The organism is Tardiphaga sp. (assembly GCF_041424195.1).
Taxonomy (GTDB): domain Bacteria; phylum Pseudomonadota; class Alphaproteobacteria; order Rhizobiales; family Xanthobacteraceae; genus Tardiphaga.
On sequence record NZ_JBGMOE010000187.1, the window covers coordinates 16,748 to 40,077 of the forward strand.

Consider the following 23,330-nt stretch of genomic DNA (forward strand, 5'->3'; position numbering starts at 1 on the left):
AAGCCAAAGCCGCTCAGCCAGCCCGCTGGGGGCTCATGGCTCGCTGTGCCGGCCTTGTTCATGGCTGAATCGGCACGCGCCCGGCCAGAACGATGCCGTCACGGTCGATCCGGCAGGTATAAGCGATGGCTTCGACGCCTGTGGTGCGGGCCTTGTCGAAGGCGCGGCCGTAGGCCGGGTCGATATCCCGCGCCAGCGCAAGACCTGTCGACGAGCCGATCTGGACCACGAACAGCATCACGGCTCGGGCGCCCGCGGCGACCATGGCGGCCAGTTCGTCGAGATGCCGGGCGCCACGCGCGGTGACGGAATCCGGGAATTCGGCCAATCCCGGCTGGCGCATCATGTGGACGTTCTTGACCTCGACATAGCAGGGCGGCCGTGAGGGGTGTTCCAGCAGGAAATCCACCCGCGATGCCACGCCATATTTCACCTCGCGGCGGGTGATATCGTAGCCGGCGAGTTCGGGGATCGCACTCGCCGCCAATGCCTCGGCGACGATGGCATTGGGGTGCATCGTATTGACGCCGACCAGTTCGGGGCCATTGCCGAAATCGGCTTCGATCAGCTCCCATGAATAGGGCAGCTTGCGGGTCTTGCTGGGCGACTTCGACAGCCAGACGCGCGATCCGGGCGCCTGAAGTCCGAGCATCGCACCGGGATTGGCGACATGGGCGGTGATCACGCTGCCATCGGCCAGTTCGACATCGGCAAGGAAGCGCTTGTAGCGCCGCAGCAGCGTCGCCGGGACGAGATCGGCCTGTAGCCTCATCGGGACCTATTCCGGACCGGATGTGACTTCGACGATGGTTTCGACCGGCAATGCCCCGCCACGGATCTTTAGCTCGCGAACCGGATAGGGAACGCGGATGCCTTCACGCTTGAAGGCATCCCACAGCCCCAGCATCACCTCGCTCTTCACGGCATCCATGCCATCGGGCGAGTCGATCCAGAAGGTCAGCGAGAATTTCATGCCGGCTTCGGCGAACTCAGTAAGGATGCAGTTCGGTGTCTTGGTCGCATTGGCACGTGGCGATGCCTTTGCGACGTCGATGGCCAGCTTGCAGACCACGCGCGGGTCGGCATCGTAATTGGTGCCGAAAGTAACCTTCACCAGCGTGTCCTTGTCCGTATAGGTCCAGTTCACGACTTTCTGGGTAATGAGGTCCTCGTTCGGGATCAGAATTTCGCGACCATCGCCCGCTGCAACCGAGATGTAGCGCGTGTTCATCGCGCTGATGCGGCCGGAACTGTCGCCGATGGTGACAAGATCGCCGGGCTTCACCGATTTGTCGGCGAGCAGGATCACGCCGCTGATGAAATTAGCGACGATCTTCTGCAGGCCGAAACCGATACCGACACCGACCGCGCCGGAGAACACCGCGAGCGCCGAGAGGTTGATGCCGACCGCGCCCATGACGAGCGCGACCGCGAACACCATCAAAAGCAGCCGTACCAGCTTGATCAGCAGCACCTGGATCGAGGGCGTGAGGTCGTGGGACTGCCTGATGCGTCCTTCGAGGAAATTGCTGGCGATATTCGACAGCCACAGCGCCACCGCGAGCAGCACGCCGAGCTTGATCAGCAGCAGTGGCGTCAGCCGAAGCCCGCCGAGATCGATCCCGTTGGCATCCAGCATGGTGATGGTCGGTTGCAATTGGCCCATGATGCTGAGGGCCGCCACCAGCCAGGCCGAGATCGACACCAGCCGGACCACGAATTCATTGCGGATCACGCTGGTGACAAGCCGGATCACCAGCCAGGCCAGCGCGAGCTTCGCCGCCACCGACAGCAGATAGCTTCGGCTCGGCCAGGTCACGCTCAGCATGATTACACGGTCGAGAGTCATCAGGATGGCAAAGACCACTGTGGACGCGCTGCCGACGAGAATGCGCATGAACATGCGCAGCGGCGCCGGCCAGCCCATTGCCAGCGATGTCATATCGACCCGCGAGCGGATTGCGGCCCCGATGGCGAAGGCAATGCCGCCGCCGGCCATCATCAGTCCGAGCTGCAGATAGAACCACGGCGAGGTTACCTCGGCGCCGAACGATCGTGCGGTTGCCAGCACGAATTCGTGGGTGTCGGTCAGGTCAAGCATCGTGCAGCTCTCGTCTTCGTGAATGTGTCGTGTGGTGCGGAAGCATCGCTGGACGGCGTATTTGATTCGGATGGGCAGAGATTCACACAAGCACCACGTCGGCGCCATCGAGCGGGGCTCCTGCCTTGTGGTAATTCCCTAGAAATACCTGCAAATAGATATCACGCAGAAAACGTTTGGCGTCTCGGAGTGGCAACGATAAGCATGGATTTGCAAGTATTTCCGGCCTCGGAGCCTCATGGCGTCACTTGACTCAGTCAGCATTGCTATCCTTCTCGGCGCAGTTCTGGTCATGGCCGGCATCCTGTCCAGCCTGCTTGCGCTTCGCTTTGGCGCGCCCTTGCTGCTGTTCTTCCTGTTTATCGGCATGGCGGCGGGCGAAGCGGGCCCTGGTGGGCTGCGGTTCGACGATGTCCGTACGACCTATGTGGTCGGCTCGGTTGCATTGGCGCTGATCCTGTTCGACGGTGGGTTGAAGACACGGTTTCAGGCCATTCGCGCGGTGCTGGCCCCGTCGATGGTGCTGGCCACGATTGGCGTGTTGCTGACAGCATTGATCACGGCACCAGTCGCCAAATACGCCCTCGACCTGAACTGGACCCAGGCGCTGCTGACCGGCGCTGTTGTGGCTTCCACCGACGCAGCAGCCGTCTTCCTGTTGGTCCATGCGCAGGGCCTGCGCCTGCGGCCGAGGGTTGGTGCGACGCTCGAAGTCGAGTCCGGAACGAACGATCCGTTCGCCGTCTTCCTGACCCTGACGCTGGTCAAGCTGCTGTCGTTGGGCGACGCCTCGGCCGGCCATGTGGCATTGGAATTTGTTCAGGAAGCCGTGCTGGGCACGCTGATCGGTGTTGTCGGCGGGCGGCTTGTGGTCCTGGCCATGAACCGCGTGGCGCTGCCGCAGGGGTTGCATGCGCCCTTCGTCTGTACCGCGGCTTTGGTGATCTTTGGGCTGGCTCAGATCGCTCACGCCTCGGGCTTTCTGGCGGTTTATCTCGCCGGCATTATCATCGGCAATCGTCCGACGCGGGCGCACAATTCCGTGGTGACGTTCCTCGACGCGGCGACGTGGCTGGCGCAGATCGTGATGTTCGTCATGCTCGGCCTGCTGGTGTCGCCGGAACGGCTGGTGGGCAGCATCCTTCCGGCGGTCGGCGTTGCCCTGGCTCTGATGCTTGTGGCGCGTCCGGTTGCCGTGTTCCTGTGTTTGCAGCCATTCCGCTTCAACTGGCGCGAAAAGGTATTCGTGTCGTGGGTCGGCCTGCGCGGCGCAGTGGCGATCTTCCTCGCCTCGATTCCGATGCTGGTCGGTCTGCCCAAGGCGCCGCTGTATTTCGACGTCGCGTTCGTGGTCGTGATCATCTCGCTGCTGTTCCAGGGATGGACGCTGGCTTTTGCTGCCCGGAAGCTCCATGTCGCTCTGCCGCGCACCGACAGGGGGCCGCGCCGTATCGAACTCGATTTGCCAGGTCAGCTCGAACAGCAACTGGTCGGCTATGCCGTGCGTCCGAAGAGCCTCTACCTGAAGCGCAACCTCATTCCGTCGTGGTCGAAGCCGACGCTGGTCATTCGCGATGAGCGCATCCTGACGCCGGCCGAAGCTGCGCCGGTCGAGGCGGGCGACTACGTCTATCTGCTGGCGCCACCGGAAAAGGCCGAGGCGCTGGATCGCTTCTTTGTCGATATGCCACCCAGCACGGCACCGGATCCGCATTTGCTCGGCGACTTCGTGGTGCCGGGTGAAACGACTCTTGGCGATCTTGCTGCGGTCTACGGCATTGCCGTCGATCCGCAGCAGGCGGGACTGACGCTGGCTGATTATTTCGACATCCATCTCGATCATGCGCCGACAGTCGGTGCTGCCTTGCCGATAGACAGCATCGATCTCGTCGCGCGCAGTCTTGGTGGCGGACGCGTCAATGTGGTCGGTCTGCGACTGCCCGAAGACGAGGAGCCTGCGCCGCCGAAGTTGACGCGGGCGCAATTCATCAAGAGCAAGCTGAAGCGAAGCTGGACCGCGCTGTCCGGCGCCTGATTGGCTCAGGCCGCGGGGATGATGCGCGGCAGGATCTCAGTGCCGCCGAAAGCTGCGACGCGGCCACGCCTCAGCATCACCACATGTGTTGCAAGCTGGCGCATCTCGTCGGCATCGTGGCTGACAAAGACCATCGGCACATCGCCTTCATCGCGCAGTCGCTTGAGATAGGGCAGGATCTCGGCCTTGCGCTCCTCGTCGAGCGCTCCCATCGGTTCGTCGAGCAACAGCAGCCGCGGTCGCGATAGCAGTGCACGCCCCAGCGCCACACGCTGGCCTTCGCCGCCTGACAGGCCGCCGGGACGGCGATCGAGCAGATGCCCGATATCCAGCATCTCGGTGATGCGCGTCTCCTCGGCGGGATCGCGTGTGAGCCGATTCATCCGGCGTCCGTAATCGAGGTTCTGCGCGACGCTCAGATGCGGAAACAGTCGCGCATCCTGAAACACATAGCCGATGCGACGCCGATACGGCGGGACGTGAATGCGCGCGCTGCCATCATAGAGCACTGCGTTGTCCACGGTGATGATGCCGCGGTCCGGCTGTACAAGGCCTGCGATCATGCTGACCAGCGAGGTCTTGCCCGCGCCCGAGGAGCCGAACAGGCCTGTCACGCGGCCTTCGCTGGTAAAAGCGACGTCGACGGAAAATTCGCCGAGTTGTTTGAAGACATCAACGAGCAGCACGATCAGTGTCCATGCAGCCGTTGCGTCGCGCGGCGCGCGAACCATTCCGAGGCGATAAGCGCCAGCACAGCGATGCCGATGGAGATCATCACCAGACGCGAGGCGGCTGCGTCGCCATCGGGGGTCTGGATCAGCGAATAGATCGCGGAGGAAATCGTCTGGGTCTCGCCGGGAATGTTCGAGACGAAAGTAATCGTGGCGCCGAATTCGCCGATGGCCTTGGCAAAGCCGAGCACCATGCCGGCCAAAACACCGGGCAGCGCCAGCGGCAGCGTCACGGTTGCAAATACCTTCCAGGGCGATGCGCCGAGCGTGCTCGACGCCTGTTCGAGCCGCCGGTCAACCGCTTCAATCGAGAGCCGGATCGGCCGCACCAGCAGAGGGAACGACATCACGCCGCATGCGAGCGCGGCACCCGTCCAGCGAAAGGCGAAGACGATGCCGAGATGTTCGGCGAGCCAGGCGCCGAGAAGGCCGCGTTTGCCGAGCAGCAGCAGCAGCAGATAGCCGGTGACGACGGGCGGCAGCACCAGTGGCAGATAGATTATGGCGTCGATGATCGGCTTGCCCCAGAAGTCACGCCGCGCGAGCAGCCACGCGACCCCGATTCCGATCGGCGTCGAGATCAATGTCGCGATCACGGCGACCCTGATTGAAAGCAGGATCGCCGTCCATTCCTGAGGTGAAATGTCGGACACGTGTCAGGACGTCGGCTTGATCAGGAATGTGAAGCCGTACTTCTCAAGAACCATCTTTGCGGCCGATGACTTCAGAAAGGCCAGATAGTCGGCGGCTTCAGTCTTCGCGGTCGTTGTCGCGGCGATCGGATAGATGATCGCCGGATGCGAGTCCGACGGGAAGGTGCCGATGACCTTTACGCCCGGATCGATCTTGGCATCGGTCGCATAGACGATGCCGAGCGGGGCTTCGCCGCGCGACACCAGCGTCAGCGCGGCGCGCACGCTCTCGGCCATCGCGAATTTCGACTCGGCCGCGGTCCAGCTACCAAGCTTCTCAAGTGCGGCCTTGGCATATTTGCCGACCGGAACGGATTTCACGTCGCCGGTGGCGATCTTGCCGTCGCCGGCGAGCTTGGCGAGATCGAAGCCCTGACCGATCGTCACCTTGTCGAGCTTGGAGTCCCTGGCGGCGATCAGCACGATGCTGTTGCCGAGCAGGTTCACACGGGTCGACTCGTTGATGTTCTTCTTGCCGATGGCATAGTCCATCCAGTCGGTGTCGGCGGACACGAAGACGTCAGCCGGCGCGCCCTGTTCGATCTGCTTGGCGAGCGCCGAGCTCGCGGCGTAGCTGGCGGTGATCTTGACGCCGGTCTTGGCGGTGTAAGCGGCATCGAGTTCGTCGAGGGCATTCTTCATCGAGGCCGCGGCGAACACCGTCAGGGCTTTGTCCTGCGCTTGGGCAGGTGTGAGGGTCGATCCGAGGAGGATCGAGAACGCAGCGAAAAGTCCGGCAAATCGATTCATGGGGCGCTCCATGCGTGAGCACAGCGCAAAGCGCGCGTAACTCAGGCGTTGGTTGGGACATGCGACAGGCGGAAGCGCCATTCCGGCAATCCCGGGGACTTACGATCGTCCAGGATATCGCTGGGGAACAATATCAGGCTGGCCAAGGGGGTAAAGACCCCAAGTCTCTACTCGGATGGCAGCACGGCCATGCTGATGCTGTTTTCGGTCACGCCGCTGACCTGAATCACGAAGGGACCTGCCGCAAGATCGTATTTCATGGTCTTGCGAATGCCGGCACAGTCGGTCGCGCTGCTGAACTCCATTGGCTTCAGTATCTCGCCATCCTGCACCACATCGACCCAGGCGCCGACCGAAAGGCTGATCGTATAGGCGCCGGCCTTGGGCGCTTTCTGGAAGCGCGTAAAGCCTGCAAATGTGCCGTCTTTAGGTTTTCGCTCCGGCGACAAGGGCAGCTTGGCCTCGGCAGGCGTCGTCAAACTAAGCGTCGCTGCAGCAGGGATTGCGAGTTCGGCGCCTGAGGCAATCTTGAGACGATCCTGCGCCGTCAGTGCAGCGCGTTCCTTGTCGATCGGCCATTTGAACTTGTCACAGCCACTTGGCTCGGCAGCCCATGCAGGCACCGAACCGAGCAGCGTGAGCGCGACAATCAGACGCGCACGCATGATCAATCTACCGCGATCATGACGTCGGAGGCCTTCACCACGACGATGCATTTGCCGCCGGCCTTGAGCGTCAGGTCGTCAACGGCTTCGTTGGTAATCGAGGAAGTCATGATCTGGCCGCCGCCGATATCAACGCGGACATGCGATGTGGTGGCGCCTTGGTGACTTCGAGGACGGTACCCTTGATCTGGTTGCGTGCACTGATGCGCATGTTGGATCTCGCGATTGGGCCGGGCTGCTGACAGCCGCCGCCAATTATGGAAGGAGTTCGGGAGATACTCCCGTTTCGATCGTCCGCTTACGGCACAACGATGGCGTGTTCTAACCCGGATTTACGACGGCGCGATAGCCGATCGGCTGATCACGGTGCCGTCAGGACCTGCCTGCAGGCGGCCGGCATTTCGGCGAGGGTCATCGGCGGCTTCGGCTTGGGCGGAACCGGCGGTGGCTTCGGGTGCAGCACGGCATCGCTGAACCAGTAAGCAAGATCACCGGCGCTGCAGCCTTCGCTCTCGTTCGGCGGTGGCTGGGATTCGCATTCGGTGCTGCCGACCGGGCATTTGATGCGGACATGGAAATGATAGTCATGGCCGTACATCGGCCGCACCTTCGACAGCCAGCTGCGGTCGCCCTTGGCCTCGCGGCACAGCGCCTTCTTGATGGCGGCGTTGACGAAGATGCGCTCCACGCTGGGCTCCAGCGCTGCAGCGCGGATCACCGGCAGATGGGTCGGCGTCCAGGCGGTCGGATCGATGTCGAGCCGGTCGCGCCGCACCATCATCACCGCCGACATCTCCTCGCGCTCGTTGCGCGAGAGTTGGCGGTTCGGCATCGGCGTCAGCCAAATATCGGCATCGAGCCCGACCTGATGACTGGCATGGCCAGTGATCATCGGCCCGCCGCGCGGCTGCGACATGTCACCGACCAGGATGCCGGGCCAGCCCGCATTCTTGTTGGCCTTGACCGATAGCCGCTCCAGCAGCTCCACCAGTTGCGGATGCGCCCAGTTGCGATTGCGCGACAGCCGCATCACCTGCCAGGTCGGTCCGTTGATCGGCAACGCTTCGGCGCCTGCGATACAGCCCTTGGCGTAGAAGCCGATCACGTGCGCCGGCGATTTTGTCGGCAGCACCTTGCGGCCGAACAATTCCTTGGCGCCGATGCTCGGGTCGTTCGGGTTGGCCAGTGGCGGCAGCGGTTTCGGATCGACGCTGCCTTTGGTCTGCGCCAACGCCAGCGGCGCTGAAACGACGACGGCTGGCAGCGATATGAGGCTGAGAATCAGGCGAAGGCTCATGCCGTAACTATAACTGAAGCTGTCGATCAGGTGAGTGGCCTGCGGCACACATGTTCTTAACTCGTCGGTAACCATATCCGACGCTGGCGCTTTTTTTTGCGTTTGGGGTTGCCGTCCCGGTGCTTGCCGCCGGTCTAGTCATTTTATGAGCGTTTCGTGCCGCTTGCGTCGCTCACTTGGCGGGATGATCGCGCATGCCCCTCTGACGGATAGAGGTGGGTAACCTTGGGCCTACAGCTTTTGCCTGTTGTGAAGGCACCCGATGTGTACAGGCGCGCAGCGCAAACGGTAATCGTTGCTGCCGAGCGGGCATTGATACCGTTTTTTCAGACACTTCTTGCACAGATTGTCACACGCGCGTTGCGAGTGGATCATTGATGCCGAAGTTCCGGCCCGAAGCGAAGAAGAAAGCGAAAGCCGGACTGACGTCTCGGATCACCCGGTCGAGTCGGGCAATGGCGGCTGCGCCGAAACTGGCGCCGAAAAAGGGTCTTGTCAGCGGTGCCATCCGCGAGATCGTGCGTCAGCGAGCCCAGGCCGAGGCAGCGATCGCGGAAGCCCGCAAGTCCCATGAACGCCTGCGCGAGGCGATCGATATCCTGCCGCAGGGCATTGTGTTTCTCGATCCCGACGGGCGCTACATCCTCTGGAATAAAAAATACGCGGAAATCTACAACCGCAGCTCGGATCAGTTCGTGCCGGGCGCGCGGTTGCAGGACACGATCCGTGTCGGCGTCGAGCGCGGCGATTATCCGGAAGCCATCGGCCGCGAGGACGAATGGATCGCGGAGCGCGTCGCCAAGCTGTTCCATCCCGGCGAGCGCCATGAGCAGGTTCTGGCCGATGGTCGCGTGATCCTGATCGAAGAGCGGCTCACTGAAGATGGCGGCGTCGTCGGTCTGCGCGTCGATATCACCGAACTGAAGCAGCGCGAGGCGTCGTTCCGCCTGCTGTTCGAGAGCAATCCGGTGCCGATGATCGTCTGCGCGCTCGACGATGAGCGCATCCTCAGCGTCAACGATTCCGCGATCGAACATTACGGCTATACGCGCCCGGAATTCGAGAAACTGACCATCCGCCAGCTGCAGGCCTTCGAGGCCGAGCCGCCCTGGGTTGGCGATCATGCCAATGACGAGCAGGCTGCGCGAACGTGGAAACACGTCAAGGCCGATGGCTCGCTGATCGATCTGGCAATCTATTCGCGCAACCTCGTCTATAACGAGGAGCCGGCCGTGATGCTGGCGCTGATGGACATCACGGAGCGCAAGCGCGCCGAGATGCGCCTCGCTTTCATGGCGCATCACGACGGCCTCACCGGCCTGCCGAACCGCAACCTGCTGCGCCAGCGGCTCGACGAGATTCTCGCACATACACGGCGCAGCGGCGAGAAGGTCGCCGTTTTGTTTCTCGGTCTCGACAATTTCAAGGGCGTCAATGACACGCTCGGCCACGGCATCGGCGACAAGCTATTGCGCGGCGTGGCGCGGCGGCTACGTTCGTTGCTGCGCGAGGAAGACGCGCTGGCGCGGCTGAACTCCGACGAATTCGCCATCATCCAGACCGGCATCAATCGTCCCGAGGATGTGGTGCTGCTCGCGCGCCGATTACTCGACGCCGTCGGCGAGACCTATCTGCTCGATGGTCATTCGGTGGTCATCGGCGCCAGCATCGGCATTGCGATGGCGCCGAGCGACGGCGACGAATCCGAGCGGCTGCTCAAGAACGCCGACATGGCGCTGTCGCGCGCCAAGAACGATTCTCGCGGCACCTTCAGCTTCTTCGAATCCGGCATGGATGCTCGCGCTCAGGCGCGCCGCAAGATCGAGATCGATCTGCGCGCCGCGATTCAGGAGGATCAATTGCGGCCATTCTATCAGCCGCTGATTGATCTCAAGACCGGACGCATCACGGGCTGCGAGGCGCTGGTGCGCTGGCCGCATGCGGAACGCGGCATGATCTCGCCGGCGGATTTCATCCCCGTCGCAGAAGACACGGGCCTGATCAATGCGCTCGGCACGCAGATCCTGCGCCGCGCCTGCAACGAGGCTGCGCGCTGGCCCGATGAAGTCCGCGTTGCGGTTAATCTGTCGCCGCTGCAGTTCCGCGTCGGTAATCTCTTGTCGGTGGTGATGGACGCGCTGAAGCATTCGGGCCTGCCGCCGCGGCGGCTTGAACTGGAGATCACCGAGACGCTGTTGCTGGAAAAGAGCAACCAGGTGCTGGCAACCCTGCATGCACTGCGCGCGCTCGGCGTGCGCATCTCGATGGACGATTTCGGCACCGGCTATTCGTCGCTCAGCTATCTCAGAAGCTTTCCGTTCGACAAGATCAAGATCGATCAGTCTTTCGTGCGCGATCTCGGCTCCAACCGTGATGCGCAGGCGATTGTCCGCTCGATCATCAGCCTCGGCATGGGCCTCGGTGTCACCATCACGGCCGAAGGCGTCGAGACCGAATCCGAACTCGCCTGCCTGCGCAGCGAAGGCTGCCATGAAGGGCAGGGCTTCCTGTTCAGCCGTGCCCGGCCCAATGACGAGATTGTCGAGCTGCTGAGGGCTCAGGCATGTGCCGCGCCTGATGCCGAACTATCGGTGCGTGCGCAGGTCGCGTGATCTGCAGAGGCAAGTCACGCCGGCCGAGCGGATTTGCGTTTGTTCAGATGATAGGTGAGCGCCAACGCGATGCAGTGGCGCAATGCTTGCTCGGGAATATCGGCGTCTGAACGGAAGGTGATGCTTCTGTTGCCGTCATAGGTCATCTCCTTCGGGTACAGCTCCCGGAAGGTCTCGACCAGATTGGTCTGGCAATGGAAAAATACGGCATAGCGATTGCCGGTGGATTTCAGCTGGTCAATTCGAATCGTGCTGCCGCTTCCGGTCTGCGTGGTGAGATAGCTCGGCTGTCCCCATTTCAGGGTTTCCTCAAGTTTGCCGACACCTTCGGTCGCCGCTGCGGTCTCGAAGATCAGCCGGCGAAGCGCGATCAGCTTCGGCCTAAGCACGCGCGGATAAGCACTGAAGACCGCTTCGACTGCTGGATCGGTGAAATCCATTCGCCGTTTTTCAGCAGCCTGGCTGGTCGCGCTGCGCTTCATCCCATTCTTTGAAATTCCGGCGCGAAGTCGTTCCTCACAGCTGGAAAACCCGGCGCGCAGCCGGGTCCAGTCGCGCGCGTGATGGTCAAGCTATTTCGTCTGATCCTCGATCGTGGCGCCAGGCGAATGCGCCTTGATGGAGTCGATCGCGCTGGTGGCCGAGCCCTTCTTTTTGTAGCCTTGAGAGCCGAACATTTCCTCGCCGTTCGGTGCCCTGAATCGAAACCGGAATTCGCCCGCCTTGTCCTTATAAATCTCGAATTTATAGGCCATGGATGTCTCCTGCCGATGCGACGCGCTCGCCTGAATTGGAGAGCCCGCAAATCGTCCGTCCGGGTTGTGATTGAGTCAAGGCTCCGCCGCCCGGCGCAGTGGGCCGCGGGCTGCCCCTGTTTCCCGTCCCGCGCTTGCGAGATCATGGAGCGCCGGGAGGCGCCAGGGGTTTGCGAGACCCCATGAGGCTGGCCTTGCGAGGGCCCGCCTGCACGTCAGCACCTGCGGGATTGCGAGTCCCGCGGGAGAGACGCACGCGTTGCGACATCGGCGAGGGTACGAAGCCCGCCGAGCGAACGCTGCGCCTCCCGGCGCTCCACCAGCCGCAGCCCGAACGCCGGGCCGCCGCTGCCGGTCAGGTTCGCCGCGCGTCATGATCGCGCTGCCAACCGAACCGACAGATGAACACATAATCCAACAAAGGAATATTGTCAATATCGGCGTGGAGTATGACTGAATCGGCAAGGACGATCGGATATGCAGTTGATGGGTCCGAATTAACGATGCCTACGAACAACATGCGTCTTTGGATGATACCGGAGCGCAGCACGCGCTGGCCTTCTTCTGCTCCTCCAGCCAGCGGTCGCGCGGCTTGCAACTCGCCGGACGCGGAGCAAGCGCCACCGTGAGATTGTCACCCTCCAAGCGTGGTGTATCCGCGCAGTGTAGTTGCATCGGCGCGACGCCATCGCTCACTTCGAAGGTCAGTCGCGCATTGGCATCGAGAGCGACATGGTCGGAGACTTTCCGGATGATGGCCGCGAACTTTCCCGCGGTCATATGCGTCCGGTCGCCTTCGACAATGTCCCACAACTGCACGAAGATTTCCGACCATGCTTCGGGATTGCCGCCGCAGTCGAGGGCGGAAAAGGCTCCCGTCTTGACCTCGGTGACGTGATAGCCGGGCCGAATGCTGTTCCCGCCATAGGCGAAAACCAGAGGTCGCGCCGGTGCCGCATCGCAGGCGGCGAGGAGTGCCCCGATGCTGATGTCGTCCGTGATGATCTGTGGCGAAGGCGGAATTTCCGGCTTGGCAAGGTCCAGCATCGATGTTACTCCATGGTTCTATATTTTTAGGATTATTGAAATATGGAAGAACGTCAAGCCCTGTCAGCTTTCGCAGCTCTGTCCCAAGAGACGCGGCTTCGCATCGTGCGGCTGCTGGTGCAGGCCGGTCCCGCCGGGATGCCGGCCGGCGCAATCGCGGAGGCTGCGGGCGTGTCGGCCTCGAATGTGTCCTTCCATCTGAAGGAGCTAACCCAGGCTGGCCTTGCCAGCGCCAAGCGCGAAGCCCGGTCGATTGTCTACACGGCCGATTACGACGCGCTGTCGGGCCTTATCCAGTTTCTGATGCGGGATTGCTGCGCGGGGCATCCGGACATCTGTATGCCAGCCACGGCGTCCGCATGCACGTCGGATGGCAAGGAGCTGTCACGTGCCTGATAGTGTCGATGTCATCATCTACCACAACCCGGATTGCGGCACCTCGCGCAACACGCTGGCGATGATCCGCAATGCCGGCATTGAGCCGCACATCATCGAGTATCTGAAGACACCGCCGTCGAGGGTCATGCTCGTTCAATTGCTCGCGCGCGCCGGCATGTCGGTGCGCGACGTCCTGCGTGAGAAGGGAACGCCCTATGCCGAACTGGGACTCTCCGACACCAGTCTGACCGACGCGCAACTCCTCGACGCCATCGAAGCCCATCCGATCCTGATGAACCGCCCGATCGTGGTCTCCGCGCTGGGCGTGAGACTCTGCCGGCCATCCGAAGCGGTTCTGGACATTATGCCCACTCCGCAGCTTGGAGCATTCTCGAAAGAGGACGGCGACCGGGTCGTGGATGCGAGCGGCCAGCGGATCGCAGGACAACGTCATGACCAGTGAAGTCATCGGCAGGCCGGTTTCCACTCCGGCGATGGGCTTGTTCGAGCGCTATCTCACGATCTGGGTCGGTCTCTGCATCGTCGTCGGCATTCTGCTGGGGCGATGGATGTCGGCCGCTTTCCATGCGCTCGGCGCGGCGGAGATTGCACAGGTCAATCTGCCGGTGGCTGTCCTGGTCTGGCTGATGATCATTCCCATGCTGCTCAAGGTGGACCTCGGAGCGCTCGGTCACGTTGGCGCACACTGGCGCGGCATTGCCGCGACCGTCGGAATCAACTGGCTGGTGAAGCCGTTCTCGATGGCGCTGCTCGCCTGGCTGTTCATCGGCCATGTGTTCAGGCCGTATCTGCCCGCGGACCAGATCGACAGCTATACGGCTGGTCTCATCCTGCTTGCCGCCGCGCCTTGTACGGCGATGGTGTTTGTCTGGTCGAATCTGGTCGATGGCGAGCCGAACTTCACGCTTGGACAGGTCGCGCTCAACGACACCATCATGGTGGTTGCCTTCGCGCCGATTGTCGGCCTTCTGCTCGGACTATCATCCATCATCGTGCCTTGGGGCACGTTGCTGTTGTCCGTCCTGCTCTACATCATTGTGCCTGTGGCGATCGCGCAACTCTGGCGGCGCGCATTGCTGGCAAGGGGAGGCGAGGCGGCGCTATCGCAGGCGCTGTCGCTGCTCGGTCCGGTATCGCTGGTCGCGCTCCTCCTAACTTTGGTGCTGTTGTTCGGCCTGCAGGGCGAGCAGATCACCCGGCAGCCGCTGATCATTGCGCTGCTCGCCGTCCCGATCCTGATCCAGGTCTATTTCAATGCCGGTCTCGCCTACTGGCTCAACCGCCGCCTCGGCGTCGCCTGGTGTGTGGCTGGCCCTTCCGCCCTGATCGGCGCATCGAACTTCTTCGAGCTGGCCGTGGCCGCGGCGATCGCACTGTTCGGTTTTCAGTCGGGCGCGGCACTGGCAACGGTCGTCGGCGTTCTGATCGAGGTGCCGGTGATGCTCTCCGTGGTTCACATCGTGAAAGCGTCTCGGGACTGGTACGAGCGGGGAGCCGCGAACTGAGGTGACCGTCGTTCGTTGGCAAGTCGTATCCGCGCTCGGTACGACGCAGACACTGGCTTGGGCTTCCAGCTACTACGTTCCGGCCGTGTTCGCAGATCCCATTTGCGACGATCTGCATCTGTCCCGGACGTGGTTCTTCGCCATGTTCTCCGTGGCGCTGCTGGTGTCGGGTTTGCTCGGCCCGCTCGCCGGCCGCATGATCGACCGCAGCGGCGGCCGGGATGTACTTGCCGCCACCAATCTGACGTTTGCGGCGGGGCTGGCCTTGCTTGCGGTCGCAACGGGGCCGATCACGCTGGCCCTGGCGTGGCTGGTCATCGGCGCCGGCATGGGTTTCGGCCTGTACGAGGCTGCGTTTGCGACAGTTGCGGGATTGTGGGGGCGGCAGGCCCGCAGTGCGATCACCGGCATCACCCTGTTCGCGGGTTTTGCGAGCACCATCGGCTGGCCGCTCAGTGCCGCGATGATCGATGCCTTCGGCTGGCGCGGCGCCTGCTTCGCATGGGCCGCGTTGCATATCGTCGTCGGTCTGCCGCTCAACCGCTTTCTCGTTCCGAAGGCCTCGCCGCATGCGCCTCTGGATGAGCCTGCCGTCCCCACATCAGGCATTCCATGGGCGATGATCGTTCTGGCCGGCGTATTCGGCGCGACGTGGTTTGTCACCACCGCCTTTGCCGCTCACATGCCGCGCCTGCTGGAAGCGTTGGGGGCCACGCCGGCGCAGGCCGTGCTGGCCGGGGCCCTGATGGGACCTGCGCAAGTCGCAGCCCGGATCGGGGAATTCGGTCTGCTCAGAAATGCGTCGGCGATGATATCTGCGCGTCTTGCCGCGGGTCTGCATCCCATCGGCGCCGGATTGCTGATCCTGTTCGGAGCGCCAGTCGCGCTGCCATTCGCCCTTCTGCACGGCGCCGGCAATGGCCTGTTCACGATCGCGCGCGGAACGCTTCCGCTGGCCATGTTCGGCGCCGTCGGATACGGCATGAGAACCGGCTGGCTGGCCACTCCGGCGCGCATCCTGCAGGGCGCTGCGCCGTTGCTGTTCGGCCTGGTACTGGATCAGGGTGGCCCGCGCGTCGCGCTGGCGCTCACAGGCGGGCTGACGTCGCTTTCGTTCCTGGCGCTCTTTTGGTTGAAGGCTCCTGTGGTGAAGCCGGCTGTGCCTTCCGGCGCTCCACCAGCGGCCGTTCGAATAACCGGGCGGCCGCTGCAGTCTGATTGATGCTGCATGTCATGAGCATGCGGCAATCGAGCAGGCTAAAGTCCTGATGGTTCGATTCAGGACTCAAGCTGATAGAGGCCGAAGCTCCGCAGCCGCGACGAAGATGTCCTAGTTGGAAATCTTCGTCTTTGCGCGCTTCACGATATTTTCCATCCGCGCGGAGTCCTTTGCGATTGTCGCTCCGAACGCGTCGGGTTGATCTGCAATCACCGTCAAACCAAGGCCTTCCAGACGGGCGGAGACTGACGCATCGCGCAACGCCTCCACGATAGACTTGTTGAGCTTCTCGATGACGTCCTTCGGGGTCGCCGATGGGGCGACAAAGCCGTACCAGTTGCCCGCCAGAAGGTTGGGCGATCCTGCCTGCGGCGCCGTCGGCACATTGGGCAGCTGCTTGCTTGGTTCCGATGCGGTCACCACGATCGGCCTCAGCGTCCCGCTTTGCACCTGCTGGACGGTATTCGACAGGTTGTCGCACATCATGGATACCTGACCACCGATCACATCCTGAAGTGCGGGAGCCGCGCCCTGATACGGGATGTGAACGGCATCAACGCCTTCGAGCACCTTCAGCGTCTCGCCGCACAAGTGGCTCGTGCTGCCGTTGCCGGCGGAAGCAAATGTCAGCTTGCCCGGCTCGGCTTTGGCCAGCGCCACCAATTCCTTCAGCGAGCTTGCCTTGACCGACGGATTGACGACGAGGATGTTTGGTGTCGAAGCGCCATTGGTGATCGGTGTGAAATCCTTGTCAGAATTATAGGCGGGCTTTTCATAGATCCACGGATTGATCGCCATCATGCCTGTCGTCGCGAGCAGAATCGTATAGCCATCCGCCGGCGAAGCGGCGACGCGAGCCGCCCCGATCGAGCCGTTGGCGCCGCCGCGGTTCTCGATGATCACGGTGACGCCGAGCGACTTCGACATCAGCGGAGCCACCAGTCGTGGAATCGCGTCCGCCGTGCTTCCAGCCGGGTAAGGGACCACGATCGTGATCATTTTTTCCGGAAAGCCGGCCGCTGCTGCGCCGTGTATGCCCAAGGCGACAGGCGCTACCAGCGCCGCCAAAAGAAACGTCGTCCACTTCATCCGTAAATCCTTGCTTGGCATTCTGAAACTCCTGCATGACATCTTGGGAACCATGGTGTTGGCTCCTCCAGGCTTACTGGCGCTTCCACTGCCGCGGTTCTTGTCCAGCCGAGTGACCGGTTGCCGTCGACATCGTCTCAGAGAGAGTTGCTGATCACCCCGGGCTGAGCTCGGCGACATGCAGCGAGCTAGCCCGCTCGAGCGAGTCCAGCATCGCGATCCGTCGCAAAAGTGCTCGTCCCTTTTCCGGATCGGTGGCTGCTGCGCGAATGTCGTCGCGGAAACGCGCGCGATCGGCTTCGTCTTTCGCTTCCAGATTTTTCTTGTTGCGAATGGTGTCGCCCTGAATGGCTTGCATGGTGACCGTGCGGCGCTGCAGATCGTAATCGGCGAGAATGCGTTCATCGGCCGTACCGTTGATGACCGGACCCAGCTTCGCCGTCAGGTTCAATGCATCGTGAATGCCGCCATTCATACCCATGCCGCCGAGCGGATTGTTGATGTGGGCCGCGTCGCCGGCCAGGAACGTGCGGCCTTTCTGGAAATTCGCGGCGACACGCTGATGCACACGATAGAGCGTCGTGTGGAGAATGGGGGCGTCCAGCTCTGCGGGAACGATCCGCCGGATCGACGCCGTCACATAGGCTTCGGACAGCGCTTCCTCATCGGATGTTTCGGCGGCCACCGGCATCATCACGCGCCATGCGCCGAGGATACGCAGGAGGAAGTACCAGCGTTCGGGATCGGCGACATAGCTGACCGACGAAACGCCCGGCCGAAGCGCCGTGAAATCGACCGGTGTCGTCATCACGAGGAAGCGCTCGGGCCAGGTGAAGCCCTCGAATTCCATGTTCTGGCTGCGGCGAACGATGCTGTTCGCGCCATCGGCGCCGATTAGCCAGGCGCATTCATGCGTCGCGTCGTGGCCGTTGGTCGTGACGACCACCTTCACAGTATCGCTGGTCTGCTCAACGGATTTGACCTCGCTGCCGAATGCGATCGAGAACAGCGGATTGTCGGCCAAGGCATCCAGAATGATACGGGTGAGCTTGAACTGTTCGGCCTGCAGACGGAAAGGATGCCGCACCAGATCGGAAATCGCCGCGAAATCGAAGGTGCCGAGCAGTCCGTCCTCGGACGAACTGTACTGGACCGTCGGCGCCTTCAGTCCCTGCGCGATCAGCGCGCTGGCGAAACCGAGATCGTCGAGCATGTCCAGCGTCGGCGGATGGAACGTCGATGCACGCGACTCGGTGCCCAAGGTATCGCTCTTCTCCAGCACCAGAACCGGAATGTTCTGACGCACCAGATCTGCGGCTGCCACCATGCCGACCGGCCCCGCACCGGCGATGATGACGGGAAGCTTCGCGTTACTCATTGTATCAAGACCTCTTGCGGGATTTCCCGAACGCCTCGGCTCTCGTCGACGACCGCTCGGAAACGGCCAGTCGTCGTTGCCGTCATGACTTTTATCATCGGCCGGCAGATTGTTGCCTTGTGCTTAGGCGTGCAAACAATTTAATCTGCGGACATCTTGCGTTTTTGGAATGAGCTATGCGCCGCAGAATACCCAGCCTCGGCGCGCTGATGGCATTCAGCGCGGCCGCCAAGCACCTCAGCGTCACCCGTGCCGCCAGCGAACTCGCGCTGACCGAAAGCGCGGTGTCGCGCCAGATTGCACAGCTGGAGACGCAGCTCGGCGTGAAACTCTTTCATCGCATCAAGAAGCGGATCACGTTGACGCGTGCAGGGGCGGCCTACAGCACCCGCGTGGCGCAGACGATCGAGCGGATCGAGCGCGATGCCCTTGAAATCATGGGCTACGAGGCCGACGGCATGGTGCTCGATGTCGCGGCGCTGCCCACCGTCGGTGCCCAGTGGCTCATTCCGCGCCTGCCGGACTTCTATGCGCGCCATCCCGGCGTCGCCGTCAATGTGAGCGCACGCAACACGCGCTTCTTCTTCAGCGAGACCGCACTCGATGGTGCGTTGTATTTCGGCGAGCCGGACTGGCCCGGCACGCAGGCCGACCACCTGTTCGACGAAATTCTTCTACCCGTCGGATCGCCGGCGCTGATCGGCAGGCGCGGCGAATTGCCGCCGGGCGAGGTTGCCGAATTGCGGCTTCTGCATCTGGTCACGCGACCCGATGCATGGCGTCGCTGGTTCGATGCCGCGGAGCTTGGCGGCACGAATGTGATCCGCGGGCCGCGCTTCGATATCCAGTCCACGCTGATCAGTGCGGCGAGCTCCGGTCTCGGCGTCGCCCTGCTTCCCGAATTCCTGATTTCCGACCAGTTGAGATCCGGCAAGCTGCGGGTGCTGTCGAGCCTGACCCTGAAAAGCGTCGGCTCGTATTATTTCGCCTGCCCGGAGGAGAAAGCCGAGAATCCTTTGCTGCAGGCATTCCGTGCATGGTTGCTGTCGCAAGCCCAAGCGTCGGCGCATCCTGACTCCTCGCCGGGAGCCTTGCCAAAAGAGATGCAGCGCTCCAGGGACCGACGCAGCGCAACAACCGAAGACGGCAAAGGATGATGATTGCGGGCGTCAAGGCTGATTCAAGCGAGGATTAGCCGGCACTGCCGCCAATGTCGGCTTTGCGTGGTGGTAGGCCGTTTTGATGTCTGGATCGGCTGCGCGCGGGGTTCGCCGGCTGGTCGAAATGTGCCCCTTCCCACTTGTAATTCGCTAGTCGTGCTTAATTAGAGCGAGGGCTGTTCTTCACAAAGTGGAGGATGCAATGCGTGAACCAAATCCTGAAAAGCTGAACGCACTCGTAGGAAAGCTGGTCAACGACCTCGGCATTTCACTTGGCGGTGCCAGTATACTGCTCGGCGATCGTCTCGGCCTCTACAAGGCAATGGCAGATGGAGATATCTTCACGCCTTCGGAGCTTGCCAAGAAGACGGGCCTGCATGAGCGTTATGTCCGCGAGTGGCTCTCCGGCCAAGCCGCCTCTGGTTACATCGATTATCATCCTGAGAAAAACGCGTTCTCGCTCTCGGCCGAACAAGCGATGGCATTCGCCGAGGAGGGGTCGCCGGCTTTCTTCGCCGGTGCATTCGATGTCGTACAGTCCACCTATCTCGACGAACCCAAGGTCGCCGACGCATTTCGAACAGGGAAAGGGGTTGGCTGGCACGAGCATTCGAAGTGTCTTTTCTCGGGCACTGAACGCTTCTTCAGGCCGGGCTATAACGCCAATCTGGTTTCGAACTGGATTCCGACGCTCGAAGGTGTCGAAGCTAAACTGAAAGCTGGCGCCAGGGTGGCCGATGTCGGATGCGGCCACGGGGCCTCTACCATCGTGATGGCGCAGGCGTACCCCAAATCAGAGTTCTTCGGGTTTGATTACCACAAACCTTCGATCGATCGCGCGAAGGTCCTGGCGCAGGAAGCGGGGGTCGGAGACCGAATCGAATTCGCGCAGGCCAGTGCCAAGGACTTTCCGGCAAAAAACTACGATCTGGTCGCTTTCTTCGATTGCTTGCATGATATGGGCGACCCCGTTGGGGCGGGCAAGCATGTCAAGGAAACACTGGCCAAGGACGGGGCGTGGATGATCGTCGAGCCATTTGCTCATGACAATCTCAAGGACAATCTCAACCCGGTTGGGTCCGTTTTCTATCACGCCTCGACATTCATTTGTACGCCTGCGTCGCTCTCTCAGGAGGTGGGCTTGGGGCTCGGTGCCCAGGCAGGTGAAAGCAAATTGCGTCAGGTGGCGACTGAAGCAGGTTTCAGGCACTTCCGCCGCGCGACTGAGACGCCCTTCAATATGATCTTCGAAGTGCGTTCCTGATCGATCAAATCAACGGTGTGGATCAGCTCAAGAGCTGTCACCGGCGGCGAAAGCGGGCGATCCAGTCAATGCTGACGCGCGGATCATGATGGGCGCGCCGTCTGCTGGATCGCCCGGTCAAGCCGGGCGATCCAGCCTATGTGAGGCAAGGCCGAGCGTTAGAACTCAGTCTTTCTTCACATACGGGCAGTTGCCGTCCTTCATCGGCCGGAATACCTGATCGCCGGGGACTTCCGCCAGCACCTTGTAATAATCCCACGGCGCCTTGGATTCCTCCGGCTTCTTCACTTCGAGCAGGAACATGCTGTGCACCATACGGCCGTCCTCGCGGAGATAGCCGTTGTCCGTGAAGGCATCGCGCACCGGCATTTCGCGCATCTTCGCCAGCACCGGCTTGGTGGCGCGGGTGCCTGCCGCCTGCACGGATTTGAGATAATGCAGCGTGGCGCTGTAGGTCGCCGCCTGGTTCATGGTCGGCATCCGCTTCATCCTGTCGAAGAATTTCTTGCCGAAAGCCCGGGTGCGATCGTTGAGATCCCAGTAATAGGCCTCGGTAATGATCAGGCCCTGCGCCATCTTCAGGCCGAGCGAGTGGATGTCGGAGATGAACATCACGATGCCCGCCAGCTTCTGGCCGCCGACGACGATGCCGAACTCGGACGCCTGCTTGATGGTGTTGATGGTGTCGCCGCCGCCATTGGCCATGCCGATGATCTTGGCCTTGGACGATTGTGCCTGCAGCAGGAAGGACGAGAAGTCCGCCGTGTTGAGCGGGTGCTTGGCGCTGCCGACCACCTTGCCGCCCGCAGCGCGTACCACGTCGCCGGTGTCGCGTTCGATGGAATGGCCGAACAGATAGTCCGCCGTGATGAAATACCAGGAGTCGCCGCCCTGTTTGACGATAGCACTGCCGACCGTGTGGGCGTTGCCATAGGTGTCATAGGTCCAGTGCGCGGTATAGGGCGAGCAGGACTTGCCGGTGATGTCCGACGAGGCAGCGTCGGTGACGATCATGATCTTCTCGAACTGCTTCGACATCTCCATGCCGGCCAGCGCGGTGGCGGATGTCGGCATGTCGATGATCATGTCGACATTCTCGGCTTCATACCATTTGCGCGAAATAGTTGCGGCGACGTCGGCCTTGTTCAGCGCGTCGGCGGTGACCATCTCGATCGGCTTGTCGAACATCTTGCCGCCGAATTCCTCGATGGCGATCTTGGCCGCTTCGACATTGCCCTGGCCGCCGATGTCGGCATAGACCGAGGCGAAGTCGGCGAGCACGCCGATCTTGAGCGGAAGCGTGTTGGCCTGTTGGGCCAGTGCGGAAGCGCCAAAAAGCAGCGAAACAGCAAACGTCGTAGCCGCAACCGTGCGGTGCGCGATCATTCAATCCTCCCCAAATTTTCATACGCGCCGTTTTCGGCGTCGTGGAGGCACCATGAGGGGCGAAGGTCGGGGAGGCAAGGATTTGTAGTGGGCGAATAGCCGCCGCGGTTTGCCGCGGTGCGCCGCCACATGTCTGCGCTGCAGAAATTGCAATCATAAGTAGCAAAATTCTGCGGTTGGAGTAGGTTTTAAGGACTGTCGATTGGGGGCGCATATGGTCGATATCGGATCTTTCGAGCCAGACGATCTCAAAAACATCCCGACATTTCGTGCCGCCTATTCGGATCGCACGGCCCTCCTGATGGCGAAACTGGCTTATCGCGCCTACACATCGTTCGATGTGGATGATGCCGCGTTTCGCAGCTTCAACGACGAGTTATGCAAGCAAGGTTTTACGGCCTGCAAGGGACTCATCGACCGCGATGTCGGCACTGCAGGTTATGTCGTCGATGGAAGCGACATCATTGTCATCGTGTTTCGCGGAACGGAAGACACGCTTGACTGGATGACGAACGTCAATGCGAGATTTGTCGCCCTGCAAGGTGGCACGCGCGTTCACACCGGATTCTTTCAGGCCTACTGGCCGATCCGTGACGTCATGTTTGACTTCATCAGGCAGGCGCTGAAGGAAAAGCCGAGGCCGATCTATATCACCGGCCACTCGCTAGGCGGCGCCCTTGCGCTTATGGCAACGGCCGAACTCGCCAATGACGAAGACGCAACAGTGCGGGATTGTATTGCAGCTTGCTATACGTTCGGGTGCCCCCGCGCGGGCGACAGTTCGTTCGATCTCTATGTGAAAGCGCCGTTGTACCGGATCACCAACGGGGTCGATCTGGTGCCAGCCATTCCGCCTGCGATCCTCGGTTATCGCCATGTCGGTGATACCAGGTATTTCGGAAAATCCGGAACGTCGCCGGTGCGGCGTTCGCCGAACATTCTACAGAAGACCTGGCGAACGCTTTTGGGACTGGGGGCCCTGATTAGTCGCGGGACATTCTCCAATATTGCCGATCACAGCATGTCTGTTTATGTCGGCAAGCTGGCCGCCTGGGCCAAAGAAAATCTCAAACAAACGCAGGATCGACGCGAATCGACATCTGATCCCAAGATCTCTAAATGAGCCGAGCGGCAGGATAGCTGATCCTCAGCTATCCACCTTCAGCGCGGCAATGAACGCTTCCTGCGGAATGTCGACCTTGCCGAACTGCCGCATCTTCTTCTTGCCTTCCTTCTGCTTCTCCA

23 protein-coding genes and 1 pseudogene are annotated in these 23,330 nt (G+C 61.7%); 9 read left to right on the forward strand and 15 right to left on the reverse strand.

Features of this window, described 5'->3' with window-relative positions; translation table 11 throughout:
* Positions 1 to 58 precede the first annotated feature (58 nt).
* Complete coding sequence (gene sfsA, locus ACEK02_RS24770; protein WP_371424147.1) at positions 59 to 772, reverse strand: DNA/RNA nuclease SfsA; 714 nt, start codon at positions 770 to 772, stop codon at positions 59 to 61.
* Positions 773 to 778: 6 nt separating this feature from the next.
* Positions 779 to 2,101 carry a mechanosensitive ion channel family protein gene (locus ACEK02_RS24775; protein ID WP_371424148.1) on the reverse strand — a complete coding sequence of 441 codons (1,323 nt, stop codon included), beginning with the start codon at positions 2,099 to 2,101 and terminating at the stop codon, positions 779 to 781.
* 238 nt (positions 2,102 to 2,339) lie between these two features.
* Here ACEK02_RS24775 and ACEK02_RS24780 point away from each other — a divergent pair, with 238 nt between their 5' ends.
* A complete protein-coding gene (locus ACEK02_RS24780) occupies positions 2,340 to 4,136 on the forward strand; it encodes a potassium/proton antiporter (RefSeq protein WP_371424149.1) in 1,797 nt (598 codons plus the stop codon).
* Positions 4,137 to 4,141: 5 nt separating this feature from the next.
* Here ACEK02_RS24780 and modC read toward each other — a convergent pair whose 3' ends face one another.
* The 6 genes and pseudogenes from modC to mepA form a co-directional block, all read right to left on the reverse strand.
* On the reverse strand, positions 4,142 to 4,822 hold the full coding sequence (gene modC, locus ACEK02_RS24785; protein WP_371424150.1) for a molybdenum ABC transporter ATP-binding protein: 681 nt from the start codon (positions 4,820 to 4,822) through the stop codon (positions 4,142 to 4,144).
* A gap of 2 nt (positions 4,823 to 4,824) precedes the next feature.
* Positions 4,825 to 5,520, reverse strand: coding sequence for a molybdate ABC transporter permease subunit (gene modB, locus ACEK02_RS24790; RefSeq protein WP_371424151.1), 696 nt, complete (start codon positions 5,518 to 5,520; stop codon positions 4,825 to 4,827).
* Between the two features lie 3 nt (positions 5,521 to 5,523).
* Positions 5,524 to 6,309 carry a molybdate ABC transporter substrate-binding protein gene (gene modA, locus ACEK02_RS24795; RefSeq protein ID WP_371424152.1) on the reverse strand — a complete coding sequence of 262 codons (786 nt, stop codon included), beginning with the start codon at positions 6,307 to 6,309 and terminating at the stop codon, positions 5,524 to 5,526.
* A 167-nt stretch (positions 6,310 to 6,476) separates the two neighbouring features.
* A complete protein-coding gene (locus ACEK02_RS24800) occupies positions 6,477 to 6,974 on the reverse strand; it encodes a hypothetical protein (RefSeq protein WP_371424153.1) in 498 nt (165 codons plus the stop codon).
* Positions 6,975 to 6,976: 2 nt separating this feature from the next.
* Positions 6,977 to 7,185: pseudogene (locus ACEK02_RS24805) on the reverse strand (molybdopterin-binding protein).
* 150 nt (positions 7,186 to 7,335) lie between these two features.
* Complete coding sequence (gene mepA / locus ACEK02_RS24810) at positions 7,336 to 8,271, reverse strand: penicillin-insensitive murein endopeptidase (RefSeq protein ID WP_371424169.1); 936 nt, start codon at positions 8,269 to 8,271, stop codon at positions 7,336 to 7,338.
* 377 nt (positions 8,272 to 8,648) lie between these two features.
* Here mepA and ACEK02_RS24815 point away from each other — a divergent pair, with 377 nt between their 5' ends.
* Positions 8,649 to 10,883, forward strand: a complete 2,235-nt coding sequence (locus ACEK02_RS24815) for a putative bifunctional diguanylate cyclase/phosphodiesterase (protein ID WP_371424154.1) — start codon at positions 8,649 to 8,651, stop codon at positions 10,881 to 10,883.
* Between the two features lie 14 nt (positions 10,884 to 10,897).
* Here the strand turns inward: ACEK02_RS24815 and ACEK02_RS24820 are convergent, their stop codons facing one another.
* The 3 genes from ACEK02_RS24820 to ACEK02_RS24830 all read right to left on the reverse strand — a co-directional run bounded on the left by ACEK02_RS24820 (position 10,898) and on the right by ACEK02_RS24830 (position 12,685).
* Positions 10,898 to 11,365: a DUF1801 domain-containing protein gene (locus ACEK02_RS24820; RefSeq protein WP_371424155.1), complete on the reverse strand. Its 468-nt coding sequence runs from the start codon at positions 11,363 to 11,365 to the stop codon at positions 10,898 to 10,900.
* A gap of 90 nt (positions 11,366 to 11,455) precedes the next feature.
* On the reverse strand, positions 11,456 to 11,638 hold the full coding sequence (locus ACEK02_RS24825; protein ID WP_371424156.1) for a YegP family protein: 183 nt from the start codon (positions 11,636 to 11,638) through the stop codon (positions 11,456 to 11,458).
* 507 nt (positions 11,639 to 12,145) lie between these two features.
* A complete protein-coding gene (locus ACEK02_RS24830; protein WP_371424157.1) occupies positions 12,146 to 12,685 on the reverse strand; it encodes a DUF6428 family protein in 540 nt (179 codons plus the stop codon).
* Positions 12,686 to 12,727: 42 nt separating this feature from the next.
* Here ACEK02_RS24830 and ACEK02_RS24835 point away from each other — a divergent pair, with 42 nt between their 5' ends.
* Genes ACEK02_RS24835 through ACEK02_RS24850 form a run of 4 tightly spaced genes read left to right on the forward strand, consistent with a single transcriptional unit; the run spans position 12,728 to position 15,811 of the window.
* Positions 12,728 to 13,081, forward strand: coding sequence for an ArsR/SmtB family transcription factor (locus ACEK02_RS24835; RefSeq protein ID WP_371424158.1), 354 nt, complete (start codon positions 12,728 to 12,730; stop codon positions 13,079 to 13,081).
* On the forward strand, positions 13,074 to 13,526 hold the full coding sequence (gene arsC, locus ACEK02_RS24840; RefSeq protein WP_371424159.1) for an arsenate reductase (glutaredoxin): 453 nt from the start codon (positions 13,074 to 13,076) through the stop codon (positions 13,524 to 13,526). The genes ACEK02_RS24835 and arsC overlap by 8 nt, the downstream gene beginning before the upstream one ends.
* A 31-nt stretch (positions 13,527 to 13,557) precedes the next feature.
* Positions 13,558 to 14,589 (forward strand): ACR3 family arsenite efflux transporter, encoded by a 1,032-nt coding sequence (gene arsB / locus ACEK02_RS24845; protein WP_371424170.1) that lies wholly within the window; start codon positions 13,558 to 13,560, stop codon positions 14,587 to 14,589.
* 1 nt (position 14,590) lies between these two features.
* Entirely contained in the window at positions 14,591 to 15,811 is a 1,221-nt protein-coding gene (locus ACEK02_RS24850) for an MFS transporter (RefSeq protein ID WP_371424160.1), read from the forward strand.
* A 108-nt stretch (positions 15,812 to 15,919) separates the two neighbouring features.
* Here the strand turns inward: ACEK02_RS24850 and ACEK02_RS24855 are convergent, their stop codons facing one another.
* Together ACEK02_RS24855 and ACEK02_RS24860 are read right to left on the reverse strand one after the other, a co-directional pair.
* The gene (locus tag ACEK02_RS24855) at positions 15,920 to 16,897 is read right to left on the reverse strand and encodes a Bug family tripartite tricarboxylate transporter substrate binding protein (RefSeq protein ID WP_371424161.1); all 978 of its coding nucleotides are present in this window, start codon (positions 16,895 to 16,897) and stop codon (positions 15,920 to 15,922) included.
* Between the two features lie 154 nt (positions 16,898 to 17,051).
* Positions 17,052 to 18,275, reverse strand: a complete 1,224-nt coding sequence (locus tag ACEK02_RS24860) for an FAD-dependent oxidoreductase (protein WP_371424162.1) — start codon at positions 18,273 to 18,275, stop codon at positions 17,052 to 17,054.
* Positions 18,276 to 18,451: 176 nt separating this feature from the next.
* On the opposite strand from ACEK02_RS24860, the gene ACEK02_RS24865 reads away from it, so the two are divergent.
* Both ACEK02_RS24865 and ACEK02_RS24870 read left to right on the forward strand, forming a co-directional pair.
* Positions 18,452 to 19,432, forward strand: coding sequence for a LysR substrate-binding domain-containing protein (locus ACEK02_RS24865; protein ID WP_371424163.1), 981 nt, complete (start codon positions 18,452 to 18,454; stop codon positions 19,430 to 19,432).
* A gap of 205 nt (positions 19,433 to 19,637) precedes the next feature.
* On the forward strand, positions 19,638 to 20,699 hold the full coding sequence (locus ACEK02_RS24870) for a class I SAM-dependent methyltransferase (protein ID WP_371424164.1): 1,062 nt from the start codon (positions 19,638 to 19,640) through the stop codon (positions 20,697 to 20,699).
* A 165-nt stretch (positions 20,700 to 20,864) separates the two neighbouring features.
* On the opposite strand, the gene ACEK02_RS24875 is transcribed toward ACEK02_RS24870, so the two are convergent.
* The gene (locus ACEK02_RS24875; protein ID WP_371424165.1) at positions 20,865 to 22,085 is read right to left on the reverse strand and encodes an ABC transporter substrate-binding protein; all 1,221 of its coding nucleotides are present in this window, start codon (positions 22,083 to 22,085) and stop codon (positions 20,865 to 20,867) included.
* A gap of 214 nt (positions 22,086 to 22,299) precedes the next feature.
* Between ACEK02_RS24875 and ACEK02_RS24880 the strand changes: the two genes are divergently transcribed.
* Positions 22,300 to 23,208: an Mbeg1-like protein gene (locus ACEK02_RS24880; protein WP_371424166.1), complete on the forward strand. Its 909-nt coding sequence runs from the start codon at positions 22,300 to 22,302 to the stop codon at positions 23,206 to 23,208.
* A gap of 24 nt (positions 23,209 to 23,232) precedes the next feature.
* Here the strand turns inward: ACEK02_RS24880 and ACEK02_RS24885 are convergent.
* A partial coding sequence (locus ACEK02_RS24885; protein ID WP_371424171.1) for a hypothetical protein occupies positions 23,233 to 23,330 on the reverse strand: 98 nt, incomplete at its 5' end.